The sequence below is a fragment of the Aeromonas sp. R2-4 genome, from assembly GCF_040908365.1.
GTDB classification, from domain to species: Bacteria; Pseudomonadota; Gammaproteobacteria; order Enterobacterales; family Aeromonadaceae; genus Aeromonas; species Aeromonas veronii.
This window is the reverse complement of sequence record NZ_JBFODO010000045.1, coordinates 56,042-76,349: the sequence shown is the minus strand read 5'-3', so window position 1 is coordinate 76,349 and position 20,308 is coordinate 56,042. Positions and strand designations below refer to the sequence as shown.

Annotated in this window: 17 protein-coding genes and 1 pseudogene; 9 read left to right on the top strand and 9 right to left on the bottom strand. The window is 55.8% G+C overall.

Translation table 11 applies throughout. The features are described 5' to 3' along the window. Positions 1-31: 31 nt before the first annotated feature. Positions 32-1,384: a 23S rRNA (uracil(1939)-C(5))-methyltransferase RlmD gene (gene rlmD / locus AB5Z05_RS17605; protein ID WP_368152440.1), complete on the bottom strand. Its 1,353-nt coding sequence runs from the start codon at positions 1,382-1,384 to the stop codon at positions 32-34. Between the two features lie 274 nt (positions 1,385-1,658). On the opposite strand from rlmD, the gene AB5Z05_RS17600 reads away from it, so the two are divergent. Next, entirely contained in the window at positions 1,659-3,383 is a 1,725-nt protein-coding gene (locus tag AB5Z05_RS17600; protein WP_043820454.1) for a proline--tRNA ligase, read from the top strand. 92 nt (positions 3,384-3,475) lie between these two features. On the opposite strand, the gene AB5Z05_RS17595 is transcribed toward AB5Z05_RS17600, so the two are convergent. The 3 genes from AB5Z05_RS17595 to AB5Z05_RS17585 all read right to left on the bottom strand — a co-directional run bounded on the left by AB5Z05_RS17595 (position 3,476) and on the right by AB5Z05_RS17585 (position 5,462). After that, the gene (locus tag AB5Z05_RS17595; RefSeq protein WP_042052437.1) at positions 3,476-4,156 is read right to left on the bottom strand and encodes an SDR family oxidoreductase; all 681 of its coding nucleotides are present in this window, start codon (positions 4,154-4,156) and stop codon (positions 3,476-3,478) included. Positions 4,157-4,284: 128 nt separating this feature from the next. Next, a complete protein-coding gene (locus AB5Z05_RS17590) occupies positions 4,285-4,917 on the bottom strand; it encodes a TIGR04219 family outer membrane beta-barrel protein (RefSeq protein ID WP_005354809.1) in 633 nt (210 codons plus the stop codon). Positions 4,918-5,012: 95 nt separating this feature from the next. After that, positions 5,013-5,462 carry a copper chaperone PCu(A)C gene (locus tag AB5Z05_RS17585; RefSeq protein ID WP_005335782.1) on the bottom strand — a complete coding sequence of 150 codons (450 nt, stop codon included), beginning with the start codon at positions 5,460-5,462 and terminating at the stop codon, positions 5,013-5,015. 90 nt (positions 5,463-5,552) lie between these two features. Here AB5Z05_RS17585 and AB5Z05_RS17580 point away from each other — a divergent pair, with 90 nt between their 5' ends. Continuing rightward, positions 5,553-6,302, top strand: a complete 750-nt coding sequence (locus tag AB5Z05_RS17580) for an enoyl-CoA hydratase-related protein (protein WP_368152438.1) — start codon at positions 5,553-5,555, stop codon at positions 6,300-6,302. Between the two features lie 18 nt (positions 6,303-6,320). Here the strand turns inward: AB5Z05_RS17580 and AB5Z05_RS17575 are convergent, their stop codons facing one another. Further along, positions 6,321-6,749 carry a DUF2753 family protein gene (locus AB5Z05_RS17575; RefSeq protein ID WP_005335785.1) on the bottom strand — a complete coding sequence of 143 codons (429 nt, stop codon included), beginning with the start codon at positions 6,747-6,749 and terminating at the stop codon, positions 6,321-6,323. A 284-nt stretch (positions 6,750-7,033) separates the two neighbouring features. On the opposite strand from AB5Z05_RS17575, the gene AB5Z05_RS17570 reads away from it, so the two are divergent. Continuing rightward, positions 7,034-7,693 carry a CatB-related O-acetyltransferase gene (locus AB5Z05_RS17570; RefSeq protein ID WP_368152435.1) on the top strand — a complete coding sequence of 220 codons (660 nt, stop codon included), beginning with the start codon at positions 7,034-7,036 and terminating at the stop codon, positions 7,691-7,693. A gap of 94 nt (positions 7,694-7,787) precedes the next feature. On the opposite strand, the gene AB5Z05_RS17565 is transcribed toward AB5Z05_RS17570, so the two are convergent. Further along, positions 7,788-8,495, bottom strand: a complete 708-nt coding sequence (locus AB5Z05_RS17565) for a ParB-like protein (protein WP_368152433.1) — start codon at positions 8,493-8,495, stop codon at positions 7,788-7,790. Between the two features lie 184 nt (positions 8,496-8,679). On the opposite strand from AB5Z05_RS17565, the gene AB5Z05_RS17560 reads away from it, so the two are divergent. The 3 genes from AB5Z05_RS17560 to AB5Z05_RS17550 all read left to right on the top strand — a co-directional run bounded on the left by AB5Z05_RS17560 (position 8,680) and on the right by AB5Z05_RS17550 (position 12,399). Further along, on the top strand, positions 8,680-10,284 hold the full coding sequence (locus AB5Z05_RS17560; protein ID WP_368152431.1) for an ABC transporter substrate-binding protein: 1,605 nt from the start codon (positions 8,680-8,682) through the stop codon (positions 10,282-10,284). A gap of 118 nt (positions 10,285-10,402) precedes the next feature. Beyond that, positions 10,403-10,702 (top strand): hypothetical protein, encoded by a 300-nt coding sequence (locus AB5Z05_RS17555; protein WP_013723462.1) that lies wholly within the window; start codon positions 10,403-10,405, stop codon positions 10,700-10,702. A gap of 137 nt (positions 10,703-10,839) precedes the next feature. Then, positions 10,840-12,399 carry a methyl-accepting chemotaxis protein gene (locus tag AB5Z05_RS17550; RefSeq protein ID WP_368152429.1) on the top strand — a complete coding sequence of 520 codons (1,560 nt, stop codon included), beginning with the start codon at positions 10,840-10,842 and terminating at the stop codon, positions 12,397-12,399. 69 nt (positions 12,400-12,468) lie between these two features. Here AB5Z05_RS17550 and dusA read toward each other — a convergent pair whose 3' ends face one another. Beyond that, positions 12,469-13,521 carry a tRNA dihydrouridine(20/20a) synthase DusA gene (gene dusA / locus AB5Z05_RS17545; RefSeq protein ID WP_368152426.1) on the bottom strand — a complete coding sequence of 351 codons (1,053 nt, stop codon included), beginning with the start codon at positions 13,519-13,521 and terminating at the stop codon, positions 12,469-12,471. An 88-nt stretch (positions 13,522-13,609) separates the two neighbouring features. Here dusA and AB5Z05_RS17540 point away from each other — a divergent pair, with 88 nt between their 5' ends. The 3 genes from AB5Z05_RS17540 to AB5Z05_RS17530 all read left to right on the top strand — a co-directional run bounded on the left by AB5Z05_RS17540 (position 13,610) and on the right by AB5Z05_RS17530 (position 18,266). After that, entirely contained in the window at positions 13,610-14,710 is a 1,101-nt protein-coding gene (locus AB5Z05_RS17540) for a tyrosine-type recombinase/integrase (RefSeq protein WP_368152424.1), read from the top strand. Positions 14,711-14,847: 137 nt separating this feature from the next. After that, entirely contained in the window at positions 14,848-16,947 is a 2,100-nt protein-coding gene (locus AB5Z05_RS17535) for a RecQ family ATP-dependent DNA helicase (protein WP_224162966.1), read from the top strand. Continuing rightward, complete coding sequence (locus AB5Z05_RS17530) at positions 16,944-18,266, top strand: DNA-processing protein DprA (protein WP_368152421.1); 1,323 nt, start codon at positions 16,944-16,946, stop codon at positions 18,264-18,266. Before AB5Z05_RS17535 ends, AB5Z05_RS17530 begins: the two co-directional genes overlap by 4 nt. A gap of 264 nt (positions 18,267-18,530) precedes the next feature. Here AB5Z05_RS17530 and AB5Z05_RS17525 read toward each other — a convergent pair whose 3' ends face one another. Beyond that, a complete protein-coding gene (locus tag AB5Z05_RS17525) occupies positions 18,531-19,559 on the bottom strand; it encodes an Abi family protein (protein ID WP_368152419.1) in 1,029 nt (342 codons plus the stop codon). Positions 19,560-19,930: 371 nt separating this feature from the next. Beyond that, a pseudogene (locus tag AB5Z05_RS17520) lies at positions 19,931-20,122 on the bottom strand (transposase); the annotation flags it as partial. Between the last annotated feature and the right edge of the window lie 186 nt (positions 20,123-20,308).

Genomic DNA, 20,308 nt, shown 5'->3' with positions numbered 1-20,308 from the left:
GTTTTTTTATCTGCGAGTATCAGGCGATGACTCACGCCTTGGCGGGCAGGCTCAGGCGGGCAACCGCTTCCACATGCATGGAGTGCGGGAACATATCGACTGGCTGCACTTCGTCCAGCACGAAGCCCTGTTTGACCAGCCAGGCAAGGTCGCGGGCCAGGGTCTGCGGGTTGCAGGAGACATAGACCAGACGGCGGGGCGCCATGGCGACCAGGGTCTGCAGCACCGCCTTGTCACAGCCTTTGCGCGGCGGGTCCATCACTACCACGTCAGCGGTCACACCCTGGGCGTGCAGTTCGGGCATCAGCTGCTCTGCCTTGCCGACGTGGAATTCGGTGTGCTCGATGCCGTTGAGGGCGGCGTTGCGACGGGCATCGCTGATGGCGCTCTCCACCGACTCGATCCCGACGACCTTGGCGGCCTTGCCAGCCAGGAAAAGGGAGATGGTGCCGATACCGCAATAGATGTCGAACACCGTCTCGTTACCGGTCAGCTCGGCATAATCGAGGGCGCTGGAGTAGAGCACATCGGTCTGGGTCGGGTTGTTCTGGAAGAAGGAGAGCGGCGAGATCTCGAACTCGAGTTCGTGGATCTTGTCGCGGATCACCCCTTCGCCCAACAGCACCCGGTTGGTGGCACCCAGAATGCGGTTGGTGCGCTCATCGTTGATGTTCTGCACCAGGGTAGTAACCGGTAGATCGCTCAGGGCTGCCAACAGTTCGGCTTCGAACGGTAACTCCTCGCCCAAAGTGACCAGCACCACCATCAGCTCGCCGCTCTTGAAGCCCTTGCGGGTCATCAGGTTGCGCACGCAGCCGCTGTGGTTTACTTCGTCATAAGCGGCGATGTCATGCGCGCGCATCCAGTTGCGCACCCGGGCGTTGAGCTCCACGTGCAGCGGATCCTGCACCGCACAGTCATCGGCGGTGATGAGATCGTGAGAGTGCTTGCGATAAAAACCGATCTCGGCACCGGCGTCACAGCCACGCACCGCATATTGCGCCTTGTTGCGATAGGCGAACGGACTCTCCATGCCAAGGATATCCTTGACCGGAGTATCACCCAGCCCAGCCTGCTCCAGTGCGCTCTTCACCAGTGCCTGCTTGAGCTTGAGCTGGGCCGGATAGGCCAGCGGGCGCACCTGACAGCCACCGCACTCGGTGTTGGGGCAGAAATCGGCAACCCGATCTGCAGAAGGTTGGAGCAGCTCGGCAACCTTGCCGTGCAGATAGTTCGGCTTGACCTCGGTCAACTCCACCAGCGCCTGCTCACCGGGCAGCAGACCTTCGACAAACAGGGGGCGATCGAACAGGCGTCCTTTGCCATCTCCTTTGTCGGTCAGTTCCAGGATCTCGATCTGGTGTTGATGTCCCACTAACGGCATGAGCGGCTCCAAAAGTACTAAAAATGGGGGGTGATGAACGCGGCAGAGCCATGCCCATCGAGAAAAGGTGGCAGAGTTTAGCGGAGATCCGGCCAAATTGCAGGCATAAAAAGCCTGCTTGTTGCAATGGTCATTACTCCTGGCCATCTGCCGGGCGTGGCCACCTTTCGGGTTGCGGCAAATTTAGCCCTTGGGCCATAACGCCCAGCCTGTTAAAATTCCGCCCTTGAAATTATCCTGGGCCCCGCGCCCGTTCTAGCTAAGGTCTACCGCGATGCGTACCAGCCAATATCTGCTTTCCACTCTCAAGGAAACCCCCTCCGACGCTGAAGTTGTCAGCCACCAGCTGATGCTGCGCGCCGGGATGATCCGTAAACTGGCCTCCGGCATGTATGCCTGGTTGCCAACCGGTCTGCGGGTACTGAAGAAAATCGAGAACATTGTTCGCGAAGAGATGAACAATGCTGGTGCCGTCGAAGTCTCCATGCCGGTGGTTCAGCCTGCCGAGCTGTGGCAGGAGTCCGGCCGCTGGGATGACTACGGTCCCGAGCTGTGCCGTCTGACCGACCGTCACAACCGTCCCTTCGTGCTGGGCCCGACCCACGAAGAGGTGATCACTGCGCTGGTACGTTACGAAGTGAACAGCTACAAGCAGCTACCACTCAACCTCTACCAGATCCAGACCAAGTTCCGCGACGAAGTGCGCCCCCGTTTCGGCGTGATGCGTGGCCGCGAATTCCTGATGAAGGATGCCTACTCCTTCCACATCGACAAAGAGTCTCTGGTCGATACCTACGAGAAGATGCACGCCGCCTACTGCAAGGCGTTCACCCGCATGGGTCTGAACTTCCGTCCGGTGCAGGCCGATACCGGCTCCATCGGTGGTACCGGTTCCCACGAATTCCAGGTGCTGGCCGAGAGCGGTGAAGACTTGATCGCCTTCTCCGACAGCTCCGATTACGCCGCCAACATCGAGATGGCCGAAGCACTGGCACCGGCTGGTGAGCGCCCTGCCGCCACCGCAGCCCTGAGCAAGGTTGCCACCCCGAATGTTCACACCATCGACGAAGTGGCCGCTTTCCTGAACGTGGCACCGACCGCCATCGCCAAAACCCTGCTGGTACTGGCAGAGGAAGATGAGCACGGCAAGCAGGCCGTTATTGCGCTGGTACTGCGTGGCGACCACGAGCTGAACGAAATCAAGGCAGAGAAACTGGCTGGCGTGGCTAACCCGCTGACCTTCGCCAACGACGAGCAGATCAAAGCTGCCGCCGGTTGCGACGCAGGCTCCATCGGCCCGGTCGGCTTTGCCGGTCGCATCATCGTCGATCGCAGCGCTGCCCATCTGGCGGACTTCGTCTGCGGCGCCAACGAAACCGGCTTCCACCTGACCGGTGCCAACTGGGATCGCGACATCACCGCTTACGAAGTTGCCGACCTGCGCAACGTGGTGGAAGGCGACCCGAGCCCGTGCGGCCAGGGCAAGCTGCTGCTCAAGCGCGGTATCGAAGTGGGCCACATCTTCCAGCTGGGTACCAAGTACTCCGAAGCAATGAAGGCGAGCGTGCTGAACGAAGCTGGCAAGTCCGTCACCATGGAGATGGGTTGCTACGGGATCGGGGTTTCCCGTCTGGTGGCCGCTGCCATCGAGCAGAACAACGACCAGTACGGCATCATCTGGCCGGACGCCATCGCTCCGTTCGAAGTGGCCATCGTGCCGATGAACATGCACAAGTCCGAGCGCGTGGCCGAGCAGGCACAACAGTTCTACGCCGAGCTGAAAGCGGCCGGTGTGGACGTGCTGTTCGACGACCGTAAAGAGCGCCCGGGCGTAATGTTCGCCGACATGGAGCTGCTGGGCATCCCGCACGCCATCGTCATCGGCGATCGCGGTCTGGACAACGGCGTGGTGGAGTACAAGTGCCGCCGCACCGGCGAGAAGCAGGAAGTGGCCATCAGCGACATCATCGCCATGCTCAAGGCCAAGCTGGGCCGTTAATTCCGCCCTCTTCCCGATATAAAAAAGCGCGCCATTTGGCGCGCTTTTTGTTTCCGTATTCTGACGACGGCAACCGGATGGCGGGTTTCGCCTCAGGGATTGCGACCAATAAAGAGGTCGGTCACGTGGCAGCTGCTTCTGGCTTCCAGTGCGTCGAGCATATAGGCCGCCGCATCTTCCGGGGTCATGAAGCCACTCGGGTCCACGTGATCCGAGTTGTCCCAGAATTCGCTGCGGATCCCGCTCGGGTAGAGGTTGACCAGCCGCAGTGGCGAGCCTTTCAGTTCGGCGCGTAAGGATTCGAGAAAGCCGCGCATCCCCCATTTGGAGGCGCAGTAGAGGCTCTCGTTAGCCTTGCCCACCTGAGCGGCGGAGGAGAGCACATTGGCCAACACTCCGCCTTTCTCACCGATAAGCCGCACCGTCTGCTGAGCCACCAGAATGGTGGAGATGAGATTGCTCTCCACCACCCGGCGGATCTGCTCGGCGGTGTAGACACCGACCGGGCCAAACTCGCCCACCCCGGCGCAGTGGATCACCATGTCGGGCTGCCCGCCCCACTCCACCGCAGCGGCGAAGGCAACGTCGACCTCTTCATGGTGCGCCAGATCGGCCGCGATGCCGATCACCGCGCTGCCGAGCAGTTGCTCCTGCTCCTGCAGTCGCTGATAACGGCGGCCCATCATGGAGACCTGATGGCCCCGCTCAACCAGACCTATGGTCAGCGCCCGGCCGAGACCAGAACCGGCACCTGTCACTATGATGTGGCCCATTATCGCTCCTCGTCGTCAGTCGACGGTCAGATTAGAAAGTGAATTCATCGCCCATGAACCATCCATCGACAGAATACTCTGATAGATGTTGGCGAAGAATATCACCCCCGTTGTCAGACAACGTCAGATTAGAAAGTGAATTCGCCGCCCATGAACCAGCCATCGACAGACTGGTCGATATTGGCGAAGTCGACCTTGGCTTCACGCCAGCCGGCACGCAGCTTGATCGGCATGGAGGAGAACTTGTAGGAACCACCCAGACGGTAGTCATAGTTGTCCGCATCGTGAGTGCGCAGATCGCCGAAGAAGGCGATGCCGGTGCCCGGGATCTTCACTTCGCTGCCGGCATAGGCCATCAAGGTATCTTCGTCATAACCCTTGCGACCGAAGTAGACCTGCTCGCCATCGTAGTGACGGCCGGTCATACCCAGATCGATCTTGAACAGATCGTTGTTGAACAGACGGTAGTAGAGGCTCAGATCGTAGGCAGTCAGATCGTTCTTGAAGTTGCCGCCGGAGGTGCTGAAATCAGAGACTTCAAACTTGGCGTTCGGCAGGAAGATGATGCCGTGTTCCAGTTGCAGATAGCCGTTCCAGTTGTAGCTGTCGTCATAGCTGCCATCAGCACTGGTGCCATAAGCCTGACCACTGCCCTTGGCGGCCCATACATCGGCACCGGCGGCAAAACGCCAGTCGTCAGCGGCCATGGCACTCTGGCTGCACAGAGCCAGCACAAAACCGGCAATCAGCGTCTTTTTCATTACGTCACTTCCTCTTGCATACATGGAAAAGAGCACTATTTTACTCGGTGCAGCCAAAATACCCAGCGTCAATCCTGAACAAACGACGACAAATGTCAGTGCTTCATATGCTTCATCTCTGCCATCGGCTCAATCGGCTTCACCGGCAGTGACAGATCCAGCTTCTGACCATCATCCATAGTGAGGGTGAGCGGGAAAGGGGTCTGCTCGGAGAGCGTGCCCACCTCGAACAACATGATGTGCAGGCTGCCCGGCTTGAGCACCGCCTCGCCCTTGGCCGGGATCTCGATATTCTCGACCTGACGCATCTTCATCACACCATTTTCGTGCAGATGAGTGTGCAGCTCGGCACGCCCCGCCGCCGCAGAAGCCGCCGCCACCAGCTTGACCGGCTGGTCGGCGTCATTCTTGAGCACCATAAAGGCGGCGGTGTTGGGGGAGCCCGGCGGCAACAGGCGCACATAGCCGTCGACAGCCTCGACCTTGGCCAGTGCAGGCGCCGTCATACCCAGAACCAGCAGAGAATAAAACGCACGTTTAAACATGGTTGAAATCCTTTTATGATGTTGTTAAACGGCGCCAAGGTTACCCCAGCAGCAACCTTTTTTGCACCTTTCAATAACAAGGATTTAGACATGGCCCCCATTCTCATTGCCGAGCAGCAGGATGGCTTGCTCACCCTGACCCTCAACCGCCCCGACAAACGCAACGCTCTCAATACCGAGCTCTATAAGCAACTGGTGGCAGCGCTGCGAGAGGCGGCAGCCGATGAGGAGGTGCATGTCCTGCTGTTGCAGGGGCAGCAAGATTGCTTTACCGCGGGCAATGATCTGGCCGACTTTATGGGCAAGAGTTCGCTGGAGCCCGACGACCCCATCCTGCAGTTCCTCCACACCCTGGCTGACTTTCCCAAGCCGGTGATTGCGGCGGTCGGCGGCCCGGCTGTGGGGATCGGCACCACCATTCTGCTGCATTGCGATCTGGTCTATCTGGCGGATAACGCCCGCTTGCAGCTTCCTTTCGTCGAGCTGGGGCTGGTGCCGGAGTTCGCCTCCAGCCTGCTGCTGCCGCGTCTGGTGGGGCACCTCAAGGCGGCCGAGCTGTTGCTGCTGGCCGAGGCGATGGATGCCGAAGAGGCGCTGCGATTAGGGCTGGCCAACAAGGTAGTGGCGGCCGATGGATTGCTCTCCCTTGCCCGCGAGCAGGGGCTGAAGCTGGCGGCCAAGCCGCCCAGAGCGCTGCAAAAGAGCAAGGCGCTGCTGAAACAGGAGCTCAAACAGGCGGTGCACTTTGTCATCGCTCTGGAGGCGCGCGCCTTCGCCCAGGCACTGCAAGGGGAAGAGGCGCAACAGCGCATCGCCCAGAAACTCCAACGGCGAGGTTGACCTGTCGCTCAACGCCAGTCAGTTGAGGCGAAAACGGCCGATCAGCTCGCAGCCCTGTACCTTGTCCTGCAGCTGGATCAGCCGGGCAATTTCCGGATTGGGGTGGCGCTTGAGAAAGGCGAGCAGGGCACCGCGACAGCAACCCAGCTCGCTGATCAGCGCCTCGCACTCCCGGTTGGGGCATTGTGGCACCAGCGCAGTGACCAGCTCGGAGGCGAGTTTCAGGTAGCGCAGCTCGTAAGTCGGCTCATCCATCGCCCGCCAGAAGTCGGCCAGCCGGTGACAGGTGGCGACTCGCATGGTGGCCAGTTCGGTCAACTCGACCTGGGTCATCTCGTAAACATCCCCCAGCGCCTGCTGATAAAAGCAGATCGCCGCCCCCAGCGAACCGGCCTGCCAGGCACGCTCCGCCTCCAGCATGTATCGTTGCCAACTTTGCGGTGTCATCTCGCTCTCCCGAGTCCGTCATGGTGGGAGTGTTATCATGGCTAATTGAGAATAAATATCAACCAGAGGGTTAGTGCAGGATCTCTGCGCAACCTTGGCAAACCCGGCGCCCGACCTTATGATCGCGCCCTTCCCTCTTCTTTGGAGCACACCACAATGCGACCACGCCTCCCGCAGATGCTGGGCTGCTCCCTGCTCTGCGTGCCCCGCATGCTGGTCTGGATCTATTAGCTGCGCTCACGCGAACGCAACCCATCCGATCCATTCAGCAAAGGAGTACCAACATGAACCCCTGCCAACACTGGTCGCAGGTCGAATACCTGCACCTGACGGTGACCAACCCCAATATCTGCCTAAAGGGGCAGCACAGCTACTACTCGGGTGCCTGGGATGGCCCCTTCGAAGAGGTGGCGGTGCGCTACCTCCATGGCGATCCCTTCAGCCGCAGCCCGGACACCGGCTGGGAGCCGCTCTGGCATATCGACCGGCTTCATATCGGCGACTATGTGCAGATTGCCGCCGGAGTGAAGATCATCATGGGGGGCAACCACACCCACAACACTGCCTTCATCAGCACCTATCCGTTCGCCGATCTGGCGGCGCTCCAGCGCAGCTACCGCCCCGCAGGCGATACCCGCATCGGCAACGATGTCTGGATCGGCATGGAGGCGCTGATCATGCCCGGCGTCACCATCGGCGACGGCGCCATCATCGCCGCCCGTTCGCAGGTCAATCAGGATGTGCCGCCCTATGCCATGGTGGCGGGCACCCCGGCCAGGGTGGTGCGGATGCGCTTTGGCGAGGAGGAGATTGCCCGGCTACAGGCCCTCGCCTGGTGGGATTGGCCGGATCAACAGGTCAACGATCTGCTACCGCTGATCCAGCAAGGTGACGTCGCCCTGCTTGAGCAGGCGGCTGCCCGCTGGGCGGAGCGCCATGAGTGACCACCGCTAACCAGTAGCTGACAGCATAAGGGCGACCCTAGGGTCGCCCTCTTTTATCTCCGGCATGCTCTGGATGCCGTCATCGCACATCCACTCATTGCGCGCTTTTGGATTGGTTGAGGCTGCACTGCTTGCCGGGATAACCGGGCAAGTCACTGGCATCGCTGCCGCAGGCGAGCCGTTTGGCCTGTTGCAGCCGGGCCGCCAGATTGGCGCTGTCCACCGGCATCCACTGCATCTGCTTGCCGAGCCAGCTGGCCCAGGCAAACTCGACGAAATAAACCTGTTTATCCTTGCGAAAGTAGCCCGCATTCTGCAGCAGTCCGGCGAGGGTGCGATAGGGATAATCAGGCAGCTTGTCGATGCTGCTCGGCAACTGCTCCGGGGTCAGCGGCAGCCCCTTCTCATCCTTGAGCCAGGCCCAATGGTTGTTCTGCATCTGGCTCCAGAAGTTGGCCTTGTCCTGCAGGCGGCCAATCACCTTGACCCGGGCATCCTTGACGCCCTGCTGCCACAACGCCTTGGTGAGATGGTGCCTGTCCACCAGCCAGTAGCTGCCATCCGGCGCAATCACCACGGGGATCTCTTTCTTTTTCATCAACTTGTCGAGCTGCTTTGCGCTCATGCCCGCCAATGTGGCCTGGGTCTCATCGACCTGGATCTGGCCGACGCCCCCCTGAGTCGGGTGCAAGGCATCGATGCCGATCTCGCACCAGTTGCCCACCGCCGTGTCGCTCTGGCACGGGGCCAACGCCCAGGCACCCTGGCTCAACACACAGGCCAGCACTAACCATGCTTTCATCGTTTGACACTCCTCACCACATTGAACTGCACAGACGCCGGGAACGCTCTTCTACCCCGATTGGGAGTGAGAGTCGAATGCTGGCGGTCAGACCAGCAAACGGGATATCATGATTTCCCATCTGTCGGCGATATTTTCTCGCCGAGTTTTCTCCCCGCTTCACACTATTTGAAGGATCCGACCCATGAAAGGATGGACCCCCTTGCTGGCCCTGCTGGGCTGTGCTGCTGTCCAGGCTGCCGATATTCCCGCCGGAACACAACTCGCCGCCGAGCAGATTGTCGTTCGCCACCTCAAGGATGAACCTGCGAGCCTGAGCCCGCTCAAGCTGGTCGGCCTGCCGGAGTTGCAGGTACTGCGGGATCTGTTCGAGGGGCTGCTGACCCAGGGGCCGGATGGCAAACCGGTTGCTGGGGTGGCGGCCAGCTGGGAGAACAAGGGCAACCAGTTCTTTACCTTCCATCTGCGCCCGGATGCGCGCTGGTCCAACGGCGATCCGGTCAAGGCCGGCGACTTCGTCTACGGCTGGCGCAAGCTGGTCGACCCGAAAGAGGCGGCCACCTTCGCCTGGTTTGCCCAACTGGCCCGTTTCGACAAGGTGGACGAGATCGTGGCTGGCAAATTGCCTGCCAGCGAGCTGGGGGTCAAGGCCCTCGATGACCACACCCTGCAGGTGACCCTCTCCCAGCCGGTACCCTACTTCCTGAACCTGCTGAGCCACCCCAGCCTGTCGCCGCTCCATCAGGCCAGCATCAAGCAGTACGGCAACCAGTGGACCCAACCCGGCAAACTGGTGGGCAACGGTGCCTTTGTGCTGAACAACCGGGTGGTCAACGAGAAGCTGGAGCTGACCCCCAATCCTTATTACTGGGATCGGGCCCATACCGTATTGACCAAGGTGATCTTCATGCCGATCAATCAGGAGAGCGCAGCGACCAACCGCTATCTGGCGGGCGATCTGCATATCACCGAATCCTTCCCCAAGGAGCAGTACGACAAGCTGAAGCAGCAGATCCCGAATGAGCTCTATACCCCGGATCAGCTCGGTACCTACTACTACGCCTTCAATACCCGTCAGGCACCACTGAACGATGTGCGGGTGCGCAAGGCGCTCTCCTACACCATCGACCGCGCCCTGATCGCCGACAAGGTGCTCGGCACCGGCGAGAAACCGGCTTATCACTTCACTCCGGATGTAACCGCCAGCTTTACCCCGGCCTCCAACCTGCTCTCGACCAGCAGCCAACCGGAGCTGGACAGCAAGGCCAAGGCCCTGCTCAAGGAGGCCGGTTACGGCCCGGACAAGCCGCTCAAGCTGACTCTGCTCTACAACACCGCGGAAATTCACAAGAAGATGGCGCTGGCCATCGCCAGCATGTGGAAGCAGAAGCTGGGCGCCGAGGTCGAGCTGACCAATCAGGAGTGGAAAACCTATCTCGACAGCCGCCAGAGCGGTCAGTTCGAGGTGATCCGCTCCTCCTGGGTCGCCGATTACAACGACCCTTCAGCGTTCCTTGGCTTGTGGGGCTCTCGTCACAGCGGCAATATGGCAGGCTTTGCCAATGCCCGTTATGACCAGCTGCTGGCAGAGGCGGCCACCACTCAGGATGCCGCCAGCCGCAGCAAGCTGTTTGGCGAGGCGGAGACGATCCTGCTGGATCAGGCCCCCATCGCCCCCATCTACCAGTACACCAATGCCCGCCTCATCAAGCCATGGCTCAAGGGCTACCCCATCAACAACCCGGAAGATGTGGCCTACAGCCGCCAGCTGTACCTCGTCAAACACTGACACCGGCCACAACGATGCGAGGCCCCGCAGGGCCTCGCTATTGATACTGTTCACACCCCGATTTCCAGCCTAAAATGCCGCCCCTTCTGTTCAATTAATCTTCAATACCCAGTCAGACATGCGTTATTTGATACTGCTCTCATTGTTGTGGACCCTGCCTGCTCAGGCCAACAGCGAATCCCAATGCCAGCAAGAGTTTGTCGGCTGGATGCTGCACCAGCAGCAACAGTTCAGCGATCGCAAGTCTGACAAGATGGAGCGGCGCCGGGCCGAACGGGCCATCGAGTTGGCTCGTCAGGAGTACGACAAGCAGGCCAGCTTCTGCAAAACCATGCAGCTTGTACATGAGTACAAAGATGATGATCCTCGCCTCGCCCCAAGAAAGGGTGAAGTTCACGATTTCACCCCAGCCAGCTGACCCTCACTTCATCAATTCATTGTGTTGATTAATTGACCCAAGCCAAGTTCGGGTCACTGAAGAGCCTTAGAATGATTAACTGAGAACGACAATAAAAAATATATTTATCAGTTATTTGGCTTTTTCAGGAACGACACATGACCAAACTCCATCAGGAGGGGGAGATACACTTCCCCGACAACATCGCACTCATCTCGACCACGGATCCCGCCAGTCATATTACCTATGCCAACCAGCACTTCTGTGATGTGGCCGGGTATGGTGCGGCCGAAATGGAAGGGGTACCCCACAATCTGGTGCGACACCCCGACATGCCCAAGGTGGCCTTCGCCGACATGTGGCAGCGGCTGCGACAGGGCAAAAGCTGGATGGGGCTGGTCAAGAACCGCGCCAAAAGCGGTCAGTTCTATTGGGTAAACGCTTACGTCACCCCGATCCTCAATGCGCAGAAGGAGATCGTCGAGTTCCAGTCGGTGCGCACCAAACCCGCCGCCAGCGATGTGGCCTGGGCCGAGCAGCTCTATGGCCTGTTGCGCAGCGGCAAGGCGCTTCCCTGGCTGAGCCGCTTTCACTTTGAACCGGGTCAGCTGACCCTCTGGCTCTCCGCTTCTGCCTTGCTCACCACCCTTGCTAACTTTGCCACCGGCAACCTGTTATGGCTGCTGCCCACCGCCTTGTTGCTGTTGGCACAGGCAATCCACGGCTGGCGATTGCAGCAGCGGCTGGCTCATCTGCTCACCCTTGCCGATCAAGACAAGGGAACCCGCCTCTGTCAGGTGCTCTACACCCGACGGCGCGACACTCTGGCGGCCGTCGAACTGGCCCTGCGGATGAAGCAGGCCGAGCTCAAGGCTGTGGTCGGGCGCAGCGCCGACACCAACCAGCAGATCCTGCAGGCAGCCGAAGATGACCGGGGCAATATCCAGACCATCGATACCCACCTGCAGCAGCAGCGCGCCCACAGCGAGCAGCTGGCGACCGCCATCACCGAACTGAGCCACTCCATTCGGGATGTGGCCCACAGTGCCCATGAGGCGAGCAATCTGGTTATAGAGGTACAGCAGGTCTCCGATGAGGGGTTGCAAGCATTGGCGACCACCCGTTCTGCCGTCAACCAACTCCATCAGGAGCTGGATGCCAACCATGCCGTGCTGGCCCAGCTCACCAGCGACAGCCAGAAGATCAGCGGTATTCTGGAGGTGATCAGTCAAATCGCCGACCAGACCAACCTGCTCGCCCTCAATGCGGCCATCGAGGCCGCCCGGGCGGGCGAACAGGGGCGCGGTTTTGCCGTGGTGGCGGACGAAGTGAGGGCGCTGGCCCAGAAGACCCGAGCCTCGACCAGCGAGATCCACGAGATGATCCAGGCGCTGCAACAGACTACACGACAGTTGTCGGAGGGGATGACGCAAGGGGCGCAGACCTCGGTACGCTGCCAGCAGCACGCGGGCACCACCGCCGACGTGCTCACCCAGATCAACAGGATGCTGGGGCAGGTAACCCGCACCAGCGACGAGATCGCCCAGGCGGTAAGCCAGCAGGCCGACGTCACGGCGACCCTCGATGAAGGGGTACACCAGATCCACCAACTGGCCAGCCACACCGCCGACAACAGCAGGCAGGCCCTCGATGGCATCACCCTGCTGGTAGAGCGGCTACAGGACCTCTCGCGGCTGATCAACCAGTTCAGATATTGAAGCGACAGTAATAAAAAAAGCGCGTCAACTGACGCGCTTTTTGGCTGCTCTTGCCTTGGCACAACTGGCTTATTCGGCCGTCTCGCTGGCGGTAAACTCCGGCACCTTGGCCATGGCATCCAGCACCACCTGAATATCCGCCCCCGGCTTGCAGGCGTTCTCACTCAGGTGACGGCGCCAGGCGCGGGCCCCCTGCATATTCTGGAACAATCCCAGCATGTGGCGGGTCATGTGGGAGAGGTAGTTGCCCTTGGCCAGCTCCTGCTCGATATAGGGCAGCATCATCCGCACCACTTCGTGGCGGCTCGGCACGGCGTTGTTCTGGCCGAACACCAGATTGTCCACCTGCGCCAGAATGTAGGGGTTCTGATAGGCTTCGCGCCCCATCATGACGCCATCGACGTGTTGCAGGTGCTCCAGAGTCTGCTCCATGGAGGTGACGCCGCCGTTGAGGGCGATGGTGAGATCCGGGTAATCCTGCTTGACCCGATAGACCCGAGGATAATCGAGGGGCGGGATCTCGCGGTTCTCCTTGGGGCTCAAGCCGCTCAGCCACGCCTTGCGGGCATGGACGATAAAGGTATCGCAACCGGCATCGCGCACCTGTTCGATGAATGCCTGCAGAAATTCGTAGGAGTCCTGATCGTCGATACCGATACGGGTCTTCACCGTCACCGGAATATCGACCACATCGCGCATCGCCTTGACGCAGTCCGCCACCAGCGCCGGTTCCCCCATCAGGCAGGCACCAAAACGACCGTTTTGCACCCGATCGGAGGGGCAGCCGACGTTGATGTTCACCTCGTCATAGCCGCGCTCCTCGGCCAGCTTGGCACAGCGCGCCAGATCGGCCGGATTGCTGCCACCCAGCTGCAGGGAAATGGGGTGCTCCTGCTCGCTGTAACCCAGATAATCCCCCTTGCCGTGGATGATGGCACCGGTGGTCACCATTTCGGTATAGAGCAAGGTCTGGCGGCTCATCAGTCGATGAAAGTAACGGCAATGCCGATCAGTCCAGTCCAGCATGGGGGCAATCGAGAATGTCTGGCGGTGGGCAGGCTTGCCAGTTATGGCCTCAGAGCCTGATTTAACGGGGTTTTCACTGATTTGTTTCTGAGTCATTTGCGGGTGTTTCCAGACATTTGTTGATTGATCCTGCCCCATATCTGCCCCACCATTTCATGGGGCAGGTGTACTCCACGAGGTATATATGGCCGGCTACACAATAGAAAAACGTAAGACCAGCAAAGGCGAGTTACGCTATCGCTGTACCGTCAGGGAACATAAAGGCGAAGAGGTAGTATACCGAGAATCCCGAACCTTTGGCAGACAGTCCGACGCCAAGAGCTGGGGAATGCAGATGGTTGCGATGATCGAGAGGGATGGTTTACCAGGACAGGTACAACCCGCCCCCACCATCCGCGAACTCATTTCGCTCTACCGTACCCATCCAGCCATCAGCCCAACGATAGGCAGAACCAAGGCTTATTGCCTCGACCTGGTTGCCGATTGCGATATCGCTAAGCTCAATGCCGACGAGCTCACCATCAAAGACCTAGTCGATCACTGCCAAGCCAGAAGAGATGCGGGGGCGTCTCCAGCCACCATTGCTCACGACATCAGCTACCTTGGTTCTGTTTTTGCAGCCGCCAACCCCGTCTTCAATATCCCGGTAGACAACAAGCTCATTCTGGAAGCACGCAAGACCCTCAACAACCTGAAACTGGTGGGAAAAGCCCAGAAGCGCACCCGACGTCCGGTGAGCGATGAACTCGATCGGATTATTCTGGGACTGGAAAAACGACAGAGCCGCGGCATGGCCAAGATCCCCTACACCGCTCTTCTCAACTTCGCCATCCTGAGCTGCATGCGGATAAGCGAGGTATGCAAGATCAAGTGGTCTGGCGTGGATGAGAAAAACCGGGCTGTATTGGTTGAAGACCGCAAAGACCCGAGAAAAAAGATAGGGAACCATATGCTGGTGCCCCTGCTGGGTGAAGCCTGGGAGATCCTCAAGCGTCAGCCCAGAACCGAGGATCGCATCTTCCCCTACAACGGAAAAAGCGTCACCGCTGGTTTTCAGCGAGTCAGAACAGATCTTGGCATTGAAGACTTACGCTGGCACGACCTACGTCGAGAAGGAGCCTGCCGCCTGTTTGAGGCTGGCTTCGTCATCGATGAAGTCGCCCAAGTCACCGGCCATAGAAACATCAATATCCTCTGGCAGATCTACACCGACCTCTACCCCAACCGGGTACATGCCAAGTTTGAACGGCTACAACAGGCCAAGGTGGAGGAAGAGGCCAAATAAAGTGGGAAAAGTGGGATGCAGACTGCTGTTAAAGTGTTGCTCTTGTCAGATGAATCCAAGATGATCAGCTGCATCCGCGATTTGCTGCGATCCAAGCTAATGCTTGGTGAACCTACCATCTCAATCAAGGAACGATAATGATCAGAGTGCAAGCCCAACGGTTACTACAAACGGCATTGGCTAATCCTTCAGCAGAATTCCGTGAAGGCCAATGGGAAGCCATTGATGCATTGGTTAACCATCGGCAGAAACTGTTGGTGGTGCAGCGAACGGGTTGGGGTAAAAGCTCTGTTTACTTTATCAGCACAAGAATTTTCCGCGATCGTGGCATGGGGCCGACAATAATCGTCTCGCCTTTGCTGGCGTTAATGCGTAACCAGATTGAGTCGGCCCAACGTTTAGGTATTGTCGCAGAAACCATGAACTCGACCAATACTGCCGATTGGCAGGAGGTTACCCGGCGTATTCTTACTAATCAGATCGACTGTTTGCTAATTTCCCCTGAGCGATTAGCTAACGACGGTTTTATTGAAACAGTGTTGCAGCCTATCGCCGACCGTATTGCATTGATGGTGATTGATGAGGCTCACTGTATCTCCGACTGGGGCCATGACTTCCGCCCGGATTATCGACGTATAGTCAATATACTGCGCCAGTTACCCGCTAATACGCCAGTACTTGGTACCACTGCAACAGCTAATGACCGGGTGGTTGAAGATATTCAAATCCAACTGGGCGACATCCAGATCCATCGAGGCCCCCTGACCCGTGAAAGCCTTGCATTGCAAGCTATGGTACTACCAGATCAGGCATCCCGCCTGGCTTGGTTAGCGCAGGTCATCCCCACTTTGCCTGGTACTGGCATCATATATACCTTAACAGTACGAGACGCAGAGCAAGTAGCTAAGTGGTTAGGTTTAAACGGAATCGACGCCAGAGCTTACTATGGTAGCGTTGAAAATGAAGATTTTGAAAACAGTGATACATACCGTCAGCATCTGGAGGGATTGCTACTCAACAATCAATTAAAAGTACTAGTAGCAACGACGGCCTTAGGTATGGGCTACGACAAGCCAGATTTAAGCTTCGTGATTCACTATCAAGCGCCTGGTTCTATCGTCGCTTATTACCAACAGGTCGGCCGTGCAGGGCGTGGCATCGATCATGCGGTAGGTGTATTGATATCCGGAGTGGAAGATCAGGACATCCACGAGTTTTTCAGGGCTTCAGCATTTCCGTCAGAGGCCCAAGTTAATGAAATTCTGCAGTTACTGGAGCAGAGTGATGGCTTGACCCTTCGTAGTATTGAAGAGCATACGAACCTGCGGCATAGCCAGATTGAAAAAGTGCTTAAGCTGCTCAGCGTGGAAAACCCGGCACCTGTTATCAAAGACAGTAGCCGGTGGTTCAGAACGCCAGTTCATTACCGAATGGACCATAATCGTATCGCTCATCTCACCAGACAGCGTGTCCAAGAATGGCAGGAGGTGCAGGCATATATTGCAGATATCGGTTGCAAAATGACGTTTCTGCGTCGAGCTCTAGATGATTTCGATCCAACATCTTGTGGTAAATGCTCATCTTGCCTTGGCTACCCTGAGGTCAATGTACATGTTGATCCTATTTTGGCTCATCGTGCGGGCACATTCCTTAAGCACGCAGAAATGGTGATTGAGCCAAAAGCCCAGGTCGCATCCAACGCGTTTCTGGAATACGGATTTCGCGGTAATTTACCTCAACATCTTCGCGCACAAGAGGGGCGTGTTTTGTCCCGTTGGGGGGATGCTGGTTGGGGACGTTTAGTTGCTGACAACAAGCACGCTGGACGTTTCAACGATGAATTGGTTGATGCCATGGCGGAAATGATCCAGCAGCGTTGGCAGCCCAACCCAGCGCCACTGTGGGTGTGTTGTGTTCCATCCCGTAACCACCCTGAATTGGTACCGGACTTTGCCCGTCGCTTGGCTGTACGCTTGGGCTTACCATTCGTAGATGCAATCAACAAGGTGAAAGACAACCAACCACAAAAAGTTCAGCAAAATCGCTTCCATCAATGCCGAAATCTAGACGGTGCATTTGAAGTTTCTCAGTGTTATCCGGGACAACCGGTTCTTCTGGTTGATGACGTTGTAGATTCCGGCTGGACATTAACAGTCATCGCAGCACTATTACAGCAGGCAGGAAGTGGTCCAGTTTATCCCGTAGCCCTTGCCTCTTCATCGGTAAAAGATTCATGAATATTTCCAGCCTATTGTCACCCACAGCACAAGCTACGCTGCTATTGACAAGCTACTTTTCAAAAGCTAGTAGCGAAACCGCCAAGCCACTTACCAATGCGGAATGGGGAAGATTTGCGTTGTGGCTGAAAGAGAAATCTGCCACGCCAGCCGATCTGTTGGTGACTGACCCTAAAACTTTACTAAATGGTTGGCATGATACGCGTATCAGTACCGAACGAATTATTGAGTTGCTGAATCGTGGGCATAGTCTTGCACTTGCGATGGAAAAGTGGCAGCGAGCTGGTCTCTGGGTGGTTACCCGTTCCGACCCCGAGTATCCAAGACGCCTAAAAAAGCGACTAAAGACAGACTCTCCACCAGTGTTTTTTGGGTGTGGTAACAAAGCCCTGTTGAATGTCGGCGGATTGGCTGTTATCGGCTCACGCAACGCCAGTGTGTCGGACTTGGCTTTTACAGATCAGGTGGGTTTCAAGGCTGCCTCAGAGGGAGTTGCGATTGTCTCCGGTGGAGCTCGCGGTGTCGATGAGACGGCAATGCAAGGGGCCATCAAACAAGGTGGTGCGGTGATCGGGGTGATGGCAGATAGCCTGCTAAAAGCTGCGACCAGCAGCAAGTGGCGAAAAGGCTTGATGGATGGCCATACCGTCTTGATATCTCCTTTTTACCCCGAATCGGGCTTCAATGCCGGTAATGCAATGGCCCGCAATAAATACATCTACTGCTTGGCTGATAGTTCTTTAGTTATTCACTCTGCAAAGAAAGGCGGGACAATAAACGGGGCAGAAGAAAACCTGAAAAAAGCTTGGGTACCACTGTGGGTTAAACATACAACGGACAAAGATGCAGCCAATGCAGACCTGGTAGCCAAAGGTGGCCGTTGGTTTGAGGCTGATGCTTACTCATTAACCATTGCCGATTTAATGAGTAACAGCGGTGGTCGTGTGGGTCAGACAAGCGAAGAGCAAGCAGATCTGTTTTCCATGCCTACTCAGTCAGAATTGTTTACTGAGCCCGAAAAAGTCATTTTTGATGTAGAACGGGATAGTGAGTTCTCCGAGCAGTGGATAGATATTGAGCCCCCCAGAGAGCCGTTAAGTGAAATCGAGCATGTCCCATCAAGCCCTATCGATTTTTATCAATTATTCACTGCGGAACTTCAATGCTTGGCTAAGACGCCCATCTCTGTCGATGAGTTAGCTGAATGCACGAAACTGCATAAATTACAGCTGACCGATTGGTTGAGACGAGCTGAAGAAGAAGGTGTTGTTAAAAGGCTAAACCGTCCTATACGTTATCAAGTAGAGAACAAGATATAGGAAAAATACATCATGGTTATGACAGACTAATCCTTGAACCAAGATGTGATTATGTTCTTGATTCATTTTAGAATTTTTGTATGTCGCGGTCTGATGGATATTCGCTAGAGAGTATAGTCGTAATCTTGCACCAAGAGGAGTCTGGCATTAAAAATGACATATTTATCTCTTGTTCTCTGTCTACTTCTTGTATGACCCCGCTATTTCTACGGGGGCTACAGCCCCCAATATTTTCAATTATTATTACATACTGATCTTTTTTTGCTACTGATGTAACATCAAAAAATCCTTTCCTATAGTCAAAATGGTATCTCTTTTTCTTGTGACACGAATAAATTGATTTTTATCTAAGGCCTCAACTATTTTTTTAAGAGATCGACCTCCTTTTGACAAGGATACGTTCAATCCTATTTTTCCTGGTTCAATGAAACTATTCAACCCATCAACTGAGCAAAGAGAAATGAACCTTAGATGAGTTTTATGCTCTAAAAAGACGGATTTCCTATCGATACTGATCCATCCAATCAGAGTAAGAATATCCTCATAGTGCTTTAATAGTAGACTACAGCTAGCTTGCTTACCATACACAGGCCTTTGATAATCTGTATTTCCTGTATGTGGGCAATCATAATGAAACTTCCAAATGGCCTCGTGATGAGAGAGTCTATTTCTTAGCTCTCTGATTTTATTAAATTTGTCTTCTATATCCTTCCTTGTTACACCGTGTGGCGCATTGGGAAAAACGATTGGTAATAAATTTGGCCATAGTAGTGAGCTAGAATCTTCATCCTCATATTTATCAGACAATAGATTTGTCCAAAAACCGTAGTCGAGTCCAGAAATTACTCGGTTAGCATTAACTACTTTCCCTGCTTTTTCAATGCGTCGCTTGGCAGTTCGAACTTGTTCTTCTTCCCAAATTCTTTTTTTAATAACTCTGTTACCATAACGGTCAAGAAGGTAATTATGAGCATCTACTTGCTGATTGGGTTTAGGGCGCAAGACTTTTTCATATCTTAAGGAATTTTTTAGTGAACTGCGGCCTTTGTATTCAGGTAAAGAAAAAATCCAATTTTTAGTTGTGTCATAGAGACCTTTTGCTCCACTAGGAGGGTTGCTTTGAATAGCTTGATCTATGGCATTGCGAAGAGTAACTTCAAGACATTGAAGAGCAGGGAAAAGAGCGCCGCTCAGTGCTTTGTTCCAGTGATATGCCGCCAACGCTTGAAAGGGACTCACCTTCAGATGGTGTTGATAGATATCCAGTCTTTCACTAGATATGAAGTTGTTCATTATTCGACCTTTAAATTTTAAAAAACGGTTGACTAACACGAATTCTACGCCTATGATAACAAACATCAAGGCAGAGCCGCCTCGTACTTTGAGGTCTCTAGCGAAAAAGTTATACGGAAAAGCCACCTTAGGGTGGCTTTTCTCGTTTTGGTGGTTTGTCGTTGAACCATGGCCATTTGGGATTATTAGTCTGATAGTCTCACAGTCAACAAATCGCGTGATACCTCGCCCGCATTCTTGTTAAACGGGATACCGACCGTCGACCCCACGCGATAAGCTGATGACTGACCCTTCTGTCATAGAGGCAATCCGCATACATAAATGCTGACCAACTTGCGCCGTAGTGGATTTAGCTGAGTCGGCAGCATCTATCCACCATGAACGTTTTCCAGCAACACTTCCGTTGCCACGATATCGTGGGTCGCCGGGTCTACCGCCAGATGCAACTTGTGCCAGGCTCACCATTTCTCAACACCGTATTTTCTGACCTTCCACCCGCCTTCACTAAATAGCTTTTGGCCGGTGGAATCAATGACCAGATCAGGGATATTCCCCCTTTAAAAGGGAGGCGATAGGCTACCTAGATAGTGCTGATTTCCACACTGCTTCAGCGCAAAGCTTGAAGTTTATGTAGATTCACTACATTACAAGCAGGTCCCACATTATTTATGGAAAAAGGTGTATAAGGTCTCTACACCAAGTTGCAATTCTTAATTGCTTGTCCTTGATAGGTCCCACATCAGATAAGC

What these genes read in the sequence shown, in the direction of transcription:
- AB5Z05_RS17560 (WP_368152431.1), top strand. Translation starts at nt 8,680, where the DNA reads ATGAAAGGATGGACCCCCTTGCTGGCCCTGCTGGGCTGTGCTGCTGTC.
- AB5Z05_RS17525 (WP_368152419.1), bottom strand. Translation starts at nt 19,559, where the DNA reads ATGAACAACTTCATATCTAGTGAAAGACTGGATATCTATCAACACCAT.
- AB5Z05_RS17570 (WP_368152435.1), top strand. Translation starts at nt 7,034, where the DNA reads ATGAACCCCTGCCAACACTGGTCGCAGGTCGAATACCTGCACCTGACG.
- AB5Z05_RS17530 (WP_368152421.1), top strand. Translation starts at nt 16,944, where the DNA reads ATGAATATTTCCAGCCTATTGTCACCCACAGCACAAGCTACGCTGCTA.
- AB5Z05_RS17575 (WP_005335785.1), bottom strand. Translation starts at nt 6,749, where the DNA reads ATGACACCGCAAAGTTGGCAACGATACATGCTGGAGGCGGAGCGTGCC.
- AB5Z05_RS17540 (WP_368152424.1), top strand. Translation starts at nt 13,610, where the DNA reads ATGGCCGGCTACACAATAGAAAAACGTAAGACCAGCAAAGGCGAGTTA.
- AB5Z05_RS17550 (WP_368152429.1), top strand. Translation starts at nt 10,840, where the DNA reads ATGACCAAACTCCATCAGGAGGGGGAGATACACTTCCCCGACAACATC.
- AB5Z05_RS17600 (WP_043820454.1), top strand. Translation starts at nt 1,659, where the DNA reads ATGCGTACCAGCCAATATCTGCTTTCCACTCTCAAGGAAACCCCCTCC.
- AB5Z05_RS17535 (WP_224162966.1), top strand. Translation starts at nt 14,848, where the DNA reads ATGATCAGAGTGCAAGCCCAACGGTTACTACAAACGGCATTGGCTAAT.
- rlmD (WP_368152440.1), bottom strand. Translation starts at nt 1,384, where the DNA reads ATGCCGTTAGTGGGACATCAACACCAGATCGAGATCCTGGAACTGACC.
- AB5Z05_RS17565 (WP_368152433.1), bottom strand. Translation starts at nt 8,495, where the DNA reads ATGAAAGCATGGTTAGTGCTGGCCTGTGTGTTGAGCCAGGGTGCCTGG.
- dusA (WP_368152426.1), bottom strand. Translation starts at nt 13,521, where the DNA reads ATGACTCAGAAACAAATCAGTGAAAACCCCGTTAAATCAGGCTCTGAG.
- AB5Z05_RS17585 (WP_005335782.1), bottom strand. Translation starts at nt 5,462, where the DNA reads ATGTTTAAACGTGCGTTTTATTCTCTGCTGGTTCTGGGTATGACGGCG.
- AB5Z05_RS17590 (WP_005354809.1), bottom strand. Translation starts at nt 4,917, where the DNA reads ATGAAAAAGACGCTGATTGCCGGTTTTGTGCTGGCTCTGTGCAGCCAG.
- AB5Z05_RS17595 (WP_042052437.1), bottom strand. Translation starts at nt 4,156, where the DNA reads ATGGGCCACATCATAGTGACAGGTGCCGGTTCTGGTCTCGGCCGGGCG.
- AB5Z05_RS17555 (WP_013723462.1), top strand. Translation starts at nt 10,403, where the DNA reads ATGCGTTATTTGATACTGCTCTCATTGTTGTGGACCCTGCCTGCTCAG.
- AB5Z05_RS17580 (WP_368152438.1), top strand. Translation starts at nt 5,553, where the DNA reads ATGGCCCCCATTCTCATTGCCGAGCAGCAGGATGGCTTGCTCACCCTG.